Source organism: Caballeronia glathei (assembly GCF_000698595.1).
Taxonomy (GTDB): Bacteria; Pseudomonadota; Gammaproteobacteria; order Burkholderiales; family Burkholderiaceae; genus Caballeronia; species Caballeronia glathei.
The window spans coordinates 82,892-90,210 of sequence record NZ_JFHC01000032.1 but is presented as its reverse complement, the minus strand read 5'-3'; the positions used below and the strand labels follow the sequence as shown (position 1 = coordinate 90,210).

The 7,319-nt window shown below is 66.4% G+C and carries 5 protein-coding genes; 3 read left to right on the top strand and 2 right to left on the bottom strand.

The window, feature by feature from the left end; translation table 11 throughout:
* The first annotated feature begins 246 nt into the window (after positions 1-246).
* Genes imuA through BG61_RS20390 form a run of 3 tightly spaced genes read left to right on the top strand, consistent with a single transcriptional unit; the run spans position 247 to position 6,126 of the window.
* Positions 247-1,125, top strand: a complete 879-nt coding sequence (gene imuA, locus BG61_RS20400; protein ID WP_035924349.1) for a translesion DNA synthesis-associated protein ImuA — start codon at positions 247-249, stop codon at positions 1,123-1,125.
* The gene (locus BG61_RS20395) at positions 1,055-2,683 is read left to right on the top strand and encodes a Y-family DNA polymerase (protein ID WP_035924351.1); all 1,629 of its coding nucleotides are present in this window, start codon (positions 1,055-1,057) and stop codon (positions 2,681-2,683) included. The genes imuA and BG61_RS20395 overlap by 71 nt, the downstream gene beginning before the upstream one ends.
* A 5-nt stretch (positions 2,684-2,688) precedes the next feature.
* Entirely contained in the window at positions 2,689-6,126 is a 3,438-nt protein-coding gene (locus BG61_RS20390; RefSeq protein ID WP_051672673.1) for an error-prone DNA polymerase, read from the top strand.
* Here BG61_RS20390 and BG61_RS20385 read toward each other — a convergent pair.
* Positions 6,120-7,061 carry a dTDP-4-dehydrorhamnose reductase family protein gene (locus tag BG61_RS20385; protein WP_035924353.1) on the bottom strand — a complete coding sequence of 314 codons (942 nt, stop codon included), beginning with the start codon at positions 7,059-7,061 and terminating at the stop codon, positions 6,120-6,122. The genes BG61_RS20390 and BG61_RS20385 overlap by 7 nt on opposite strands.
* A complete protein-coding gene (locus tag BG61_RS20380; protein WP_035924356.1) occupies positions 7,058-7,264 on the bottom strand; it encodes a heavy-metal-associated domain-containing protein in 207 nt (68 codons plus the stop codon). The genes BG61_RS20385 and BG61_RS20380 overlap by 4 nt, the downstream gene beginning before the upstream one ends.
* Between the last annotated feature and the right edge of the window lie 55 nt (positions 7,265-7,319).

Below are 7,319 nucleotides of genomic sequence, written 5' to 3'. Positions count from 1 at the left end.
GTGCAGCATGCACGGACCCATGCCGTGTCCGCTGTCCAGTGCTATTCCCGTTTTCGCCAGAATTCTTCTTCTGCTGAATCGGAAGCTAAAAACCCAGCAAAAACACCCGATTCTCCACCCTCAGGCGCGCATCATTTGCCCTTACCTCAGCCCTCAGAATACTGTATAAATGTACAGTAAAACGAGAGGTTGCCGACAGCTCACCAACTGAGCAGGCCCTTGTATTCGTATCGAACCGGGGAGCTCATGGGCGCAGCAATTTCATTGGTCGAGATCGGGCTGGCGTCGGATCTGCAGCGGCAGTTGTGGCAGGGCAGCCAGGTCACCGGGACGGATTCCAGCGTCATCTCGAGCGGACATCGAAAGCTCGATCGCGTGTTGCCAGGCGCGGGCTGGATGGCGGGCGCGCTCACCGAACTTCTTGTCGAGGATTGTGGTGTCGGGGAGATGCGGCTGCTGTCGCGCGCACTGCGGGAGTTGACGACCATCAAGTCCCGTTCTGCCGTCTTCGTGTCGCCCCCCTGGAAGCCTTATCTGGCGGCGTTTCGCGCGTGGGGCATTGCGACCGACAAGTTGTTCTGGGTCAAGACGCCTGAAGATCAGACGCTCTGGGCGGCGGAGCAGTCGCTGAAGCAGAAGGGCGTCGGTGCGGTGCTGATCTGGCTGCCGAAAGTGCGTCCGGAAGCACTGCGGCGTCTGCAAGTGGCGGCACAGGACTCGCAGGCGCTCGCGTTCCTGTTCAGGCCCGTCGAAGCGGCCGCGCAATCGTCGGCCGCGCCGCTGCGCATGATCTGCAGGCCCATCCTGCCCGACGACGCCCAGACGATGAACCGGCGCGAATGGATGCAGCAGGTCATGCTGCAAATAGACATCATCAAGCGGCGCGGCCCCCTGCTGGATAAGCCGCTTCGTCTGCAATTGCCACTGCAGATGCCGGCGTTGCCCGAGCACGTCCGCCGCTCGCGATTGAACAGGAAAGCACGAGAGGTCAGTCATGTTGTGGATAGCGGTGACATTGCCGCTCTTATCGCTCGAAGCAGTCAGGCCGCCGTCGATGGCGGCGCCCGAAACGAACGCGAATTCGCCTGGATCGACGACGGCCGCTTCGGCCCCGTCGAAAGATGACGAAGGGCGGCCGTGCTTCGCGCTCGCCGATCACGCACGCATTCTGCTGCCCGACATCGTCGCGTTCCGGCTCGGCGTGCGGCCCGGCAGCACGCGTTCGCATGCCTTCGCACTGGCGCCGCGATTGACCCTGCTTGCCGAGGACATCCGGCTCGAAAAGGAGGCGCTGGAAGCCGTTGCGCTGGCGTTGCTCGCCTTCACGCCCAAGGTCGTGCTCGCTCACGCGAATACGGTGCTGCTGGAAGTCGGTGCGAGCGTGCGGCTGTTCGGCGGACTGAAGGCGCTGATTTCGAAGGTGATGGCGACGGTAAAGGGGTGCGGCTTTACGTCGCGCATGGGCTGCGCGCCCACTGCCTGGGGCGCGTGGCTGCTCGCGCATGCGCGCACGCGCCGGGTGACGCTGCGCACGCGGATCGTGAAGGAAACGACGCTCCTGCGCATTCTCGATGCATTGCCGGTATCGCTGCTGCCGTCGGCGGCCACGCACGGCAATGCCTTCGAGCAGATCGGCTGCACGACGCTTGCCGACTTGCGCCGCCTGCCGCGTGCGGGTGTCACGCGCCGCTTCGGCAACGGTGTCCTGCAACTGCTCGCGCAGGCGTATGGCGAGGCGCCCGATCCGCGCGAGGCGTTTCGCGCGCCGGCGTCGTTCGAGGCCCGGCTCGAATTGCAGGCGCGTGTCGAAAGCGCGGAGGCGTTGCTGTTCGCCGCGCGCCGGCTCGTGCTCCAGCTCGCCGGATGGCTGAGCGCGCATCACGCGGCCGTGAGCGAGTTCACGCTCTGGCTCGAACACGAACTGGCCGCGCGCCATGCGCCGAAGCGCTCGCAGCTGAAAGTCGCGTGGGCCGTGCCGACGCGCGACGCAGAGCACGTGCTGTGGCTCTTGCGCGAAAAGCTGAATCAGACGACGCTCGCCGCGCCCGTTATCGAGATGAAGCTGCTTGCCGACAAGGTCAGCGAACACGCGCCGCAATCGGACACGCTATTTCCGATGCCCAGTTCCGACAGCGAGTCGATGGCACAGCTGCTGGAGCGCCTGAGCGCGCGCCTCGGCGCGGAAAACGTGCTGCAACTCGCCGCACGGGACGATCACCGGCCGGAAGCGGCGATGGCCGTCGAGATCTATCAGCCGGCGCGGGAAGTGAAAGCGAAGCGCAAGAGAAAGACGAAGCCGCTTGCGAAGCCGGGCGACGGCCCTGCCAGGGACCTCGACAGCGGCTCCGACTCGGATTCCGACTCCGACTCCGACCACGCCCCCCAGCCGGCCGAAGCCGAGAATCCGCCGCCGCTCAGCCTGCCGGACCTCGCGGTGCCGTCGCAGCCGAGGCCGTCATGGATCCTCGAGGCGCCGCTCAGGCTGATGCTGCGCAACGAAAGGCCGTTCTACCGGCGAGCGCTGAAAGTGATCAGCCGGACCGAGCGGATCGAAGCCGGCTGGTGGGACGGCAATGGCGTCCAGCGCGACTACTACATCGCCGCCGACGACCGCGGCCGCATGTTCTGGCTGTATCGCGAGCGCTTGTCGGGTGACTGGTTCCTGCACGGATTTTTCGGCTGACGACGATGGACGACACGAACCAGGCGAAGTCCGCCTACTCGCGGGCAATGGCGTCCTCGACGCTCATGCCCGACTATGCCGAGCTGCATTGCCTCAGCAACTTCTCGTTCCTGCGCGGCGCCTCGCATCCGCAGGAACTGGCCGAAGCCGCGCTCGAAAACGGTTACACCGCGCTCGCCATCACCGACGAATGCTCGCTCGCCGGCGCCGTGCGTGCGCACGGCGCGATCAGGGATCTGGAAGCGCAGGCGAAAGCGGCAGCCGATGCGGCCCAGAAAGCCGGCGAACCGATGCCGCAGACGCGCGCGCTGAAGCTGATCATCGGCAGCGAGCTGCAGCTCACCGATGCCGACGGCGAGCCGTTTTGCACCCTGATCGCGCTCGCGACCAACCGCGCGGGCTACGGCAATCTGTCGGAACTCATCTCGCTTGCCCGCTCGCGTGAGCGCAAGGGCAGCTACCGGCTGACGCCCGAGGACTTCACGAATCCCGCGGCATCGGCGGACGCATCGGATTTGCGCGGCGACGTCGCGCATCTGAAGCATTTGCCCGACTGCCTGCTGATTCTCGTCCCGCAGCGTTCGGCCACGCTCGCGCAGACGCTCCATTGCGCGCACTGGCTCGCCGGTTTCGCCGCCGGCCGCGCTTGGCTCGCGCTCGAACTGTGGCAGGACGGCAGTGATGACGAGCGTCTCGCGTCGTCGCGGCTCATTTCGCAGGCGAGCGGCCTGCCGCTCGTGGCGGCCGGCGGCGCATTGATGCACGCGCGTTCGCGCAAGCCGCTGCAGGACACGCTGACCGCGATCCGCCTGAACCGGCCGCTTGCCGAATGCGGCTATGCGCTCGAAGCGAACGCGGAGCGGCATTTGCGCACACGCTTGCGGATCGGCGCACTTTATCCGCCGGAAACGCTCGCCGAAACGCTGAAAGTGGCGGCCCGCTGCACCTTCCGGCTCGACGAGCTGCAATACGAGTACCCGGAGGAACTCGTGCCGGCGGGCGAAACGCCCGCGAGCTATCTCCGCAAGCGGGTCATGGCGGGCGCCGTCGAGCGCTGGCCGGACGGGCTCGACGCGCAAAGCATCGCGCAGATCGACAAGGAACTGGCGCTCGTCGCCGATCTGAAGTACGAAAAATACTTCCTGACGGTCTACGACATCGTCGCGTTCGCGCGCAGCCAGAAAATCCTGTGCCAGGGGCGCGGCTCCGCGGCCAATTCGATCATCTGCTACTGCCTGCACATCACCGAAATCGACCCGGTGCGCATGAACATGCTGGTCGAGCGGTTCATCTCGCGCGCGCGCAACGAGCCGCCGGACATCGACGTCGATTTCGAGCATCAGCGGCGCGAAGAAGTCATTCAGTACATTTACCGGAAATACGGGCGGCATCGCGCGGCGCTCGCGGCTTCTCTCATCACGTATCACACGCGAAGCGCGCTCAAGGATGTCGGCCGTGCGCTCGGGCTGGACGCGTCGCTCATCGAGCGGATCGGCAAGTCGCAGCAGTGGTGGGACGGGCCGGCGGCGGTCGCGGGCTATCTGGCCGAAGCCGGCTTCAGCGAGGATTCGCACATCACGCAGCACCTGATCCGCCTCACGCGCGAACTGCGCGGATTTCCGCGGCATTTGTCGCAGCACGTCGGCGGCTTCGTGATCGCGCGCGACAAGCTGTCGCGGCTCGTGCCGATCGAGAACGCGGCGATGAAGGACCGCTGCGTGATCCAGTGGGACAAGGACGACATCGACGCGCTCAGGCTGCTGAAAGTCGATGTGCTCGCGCTCGGCATGCTGTCGGCGATCCGGCGCGCGCTTGAGTTCGTCGCGCTGCGGCGCGGCTTGCCGGAGTTCGGCGTCCCGCAGATTCCGCGCGAGGACCCGGCGGTCTACGAAATGTGCTGCCACGCCGACACGATCGGCGTGTTCCAGATCGAATCGCGGGCGCAGCAGGGCATGCTGCCGCGCCTGAGGCCGCAAAAGTACTACGACCTCGTGATCGAGGTCGCGATCGTGCGTCCCGGGCCGATTCAGGGCGGCATGGTGCATCCGTATCTGCGTCGCAAGCAGGGGCTGGAGGACGCGGATTATCCGAAGGAGGAACTGAGGCCGGTGCTCGAGCGCACGCTAGGCGTGCCGATTTTCCAGGAGCAGGTGATGAAGCTCGCGATGGTCGCCGCGCAATACACGGCCGAGCAGGCCGATCTCCTGCGGCGCGCGATGGCGGCCTGGCGTCGCGGAGGTCATCTCGAAAAGTATCAGGCCGACCTGATGACGAAGATGCTGGCGCGCGGCTACGAACAGGAGTTCGCGGAGCGCGTCTGCCGGCAGATCGAAGGGTTCGGCGAATACGGCTTTCCGGAAAGCCATGCGGCGAGCTTCGCGCTGCTCGTCTATGTCAGCGCGTGGATCAAGCGCTACGAGCCGGCTGCGTTCCTGGCGGGTCTCCTGAACAGCCAGCCGCTCGGGTTCTATTCGCCTTCGCAACTGGTGCAGGACGCGAAGCGTCACGGCGTGCGCGTGTTTGCGCCCGATGTCTCGCTGAGCGACTGGGAATCGGTGCTCGAAAAGCCGGACGGACGCGGAGAGCGGATCGTCGCCGATTTCGAGAAAGCAATGTTCCGGCAGCGGCTTTACGGCACGCCGCTGCCGAAGCAGATCCTCAGGAAAACCGTGCGGCGCGCGGCGAGGTGCCTCGCGGCAAGGGTCAGGAAACCGTCGAGGGCTTACGGCTTGGGCGGACCGGGCGTGCGGATCGGTTTACAGCTCATCAAGGGGTTCCCGCAGGCGGCGGCCGGGCGGATCATGGCCGCGCGCCGCGCGGCGCCGTTTTCCGACGTCGACGATCTCGCGCGCCGCGCGGCCTTGTCGCGCAGGGAGCTCGAAGCGCTCGCGGCCGGCAATGCTCTCGCGAGTATCGCGGGGCACCGGCGCCAGGCGTGGTGGGCGGTCACGGCGCAGCAGCCGATGCCGCAACTGCTGCGCGACGCGCCGATGGCCGAAATGCCGCTCGCGCTGCCCGAGGCGTCGGAAGGCCGCGAAATCGTCGACGACTACGCGAGCCTCGGTCTCACGCTCAATCGCCATCCGCTCGAACTGCTGCGCCCGCGGCTCGCGCAGATGCGCTTCAGGACGGCCGCCGAACTCGCGTTCTACAGGAACGGGCGAGCCGCCCGGGCCTGCGGCATCGTCACGGTGCGGCAGCGGCCGGGCACGGCGAACGGCACGATTTTCGTGTCGCTCGAGGACGAAACCGGCGCGATCAACGTGATCGTCTGGCCGGCGCTCGTCGAACGAGAGCGCAAGACGCTGCTCGGCGCGTCATTGCTGGCGGTATACGGCGTCTGGCAATGCGAGGGCGAAGTGCGGCATCTGGTGGCGCAGCGGCTCGAAGACCATAGCGCGCTGCTCGGGCGTCTTGCCACCGCGAGCCGCGATTTTCACTGACTTTTCAATGTCTGCGTCGGCTCGGGGTATCGCGCCAGCACGCTCGCGATCGCGCTGTCAAACGGCGTGCGCCGGCCGATGCCGAGCGCCTCGAGCCTGACCGAATCGAGATGGCAATCGCGCGGACGTGGCGTCGAGTCGGCGGGCGTGCGTTGCGCGACGAGCCGCGCATCGACTTTCAGCACGCGGGCGATGCGCTGCGCGATGTCGAATTTGGTCATCGGTTCGTCGCCGGACCACTGGGTGATGCCGGAGATCGTCTCTCCTCGCGCGTGACGGCCAAGCATCTGCCGGATCACGACGGCGACGTCGGGCGTGAAGGTCGGATAGCGGATCGCCCACGCGTCCATCACGGCGGCCGGGGCGAGAGGCGCCGACGATTTCACGATCGCCGGCGTGAGGCTCGTGACCGCGGATTCGCTCCAGTCAAGCACGGGCCCGTAGAGCAGCGGAAGGCGCAGCACGCACGCCTTCGCGCCGGATTCGAGCAGCGCGCGTTCGCCTTCGAGCTTGCTGCGACCATATGCGTTGACCGGCGAGGGCGGGTCGTCGGGTGAATAGGGCGGCGCAGAGCCGTCGAAAACGTAGTCGGTGGAAATCGACAGCACCCAGGCATCCCGGTCCCGCGCCGCATTCGCGATGAAACGCAGCGCGTCCACGTTGAGCGCGCGGGCGAGCGCCGGATCGTTCTCGCAGACGTCCGGCCGGCGCTCCGCTGCCGCCACCACGATGGCGTCTGGCGACTCGCGTCCGATGAAATCGCCGATGGCGGCGGCATCCCGGATGTCGAGCTTCACGCTTTGCGCGTCGCGACGGCTGTGCGCCGTGCGCACGAGGGTCCAGCCGGCCACGCCGGCCAGTTCCTTCGCGATCGCGCGCCCGAGCAGGCCGGACGCGCCGATCAGCGCAACCTTGAACGCGGCGTTTCGCGTCATGCGCCGGCCACGGACACCACGGTGTAGCCCGCTTCGTCGATGGCGTCCTTGAGTGCATCGGTGCTTTGCGACGATTCGACGGACACGCGGCCGCGTTCGAGATCGACGCGCACCTGCGCTGTCGGGTCGATTTCCTGGATTGAGCGCGTCACCGCAGCGACGCAATGTTGGCAGCTCATGCCTTGCACTTCGAATTCGGTCATTTCCTTGTCCTTAAAAGTTGAGCGATCGTAACCATCGTATACCTTCCTACCGTGG

What these genes read in the sequence shown, in the direction of transcription:
- BG61_RS20380 (WP_035924356.1), bottom strand. Translation starts at nt 7,264, where the DNA reads ATGACCGAATTCGAAGTGCAAGGCATGAGCTGCCAACATTGCGTCGCT.
- imuA (WP_035924349.1), top strand. Translation starts at nt 247, where the DNA reads ATGGGCGCAGCAATTTCATTGGTCGAGATCGGGCTGGCGTCGGATCTG.
- BG61_RS20395 (WP_035924351.1), top strand. Translation starts at nt 1,055, where the DNA reads ATGGCGGCGCCCGAAACGAACGCGAATTCGCCTGGATCGACGACGGCC.
- BG61_RS20390 (WP_051672673.1), top strand. Translation starts at nt 2,689, where the DNA reads ATGGACGACACGAACCAGGCGAAGTCCGCCTACTCGCGGGCAATGGCG.
- BG61_RS20385 (WP_035924353.1), bottom strand. Translation starts at nt 7,061, where the DNA reads ATGACGCGAAACGCCGCGTTCAAGGTTGCGCTGATCGGCGCGTCCGGC.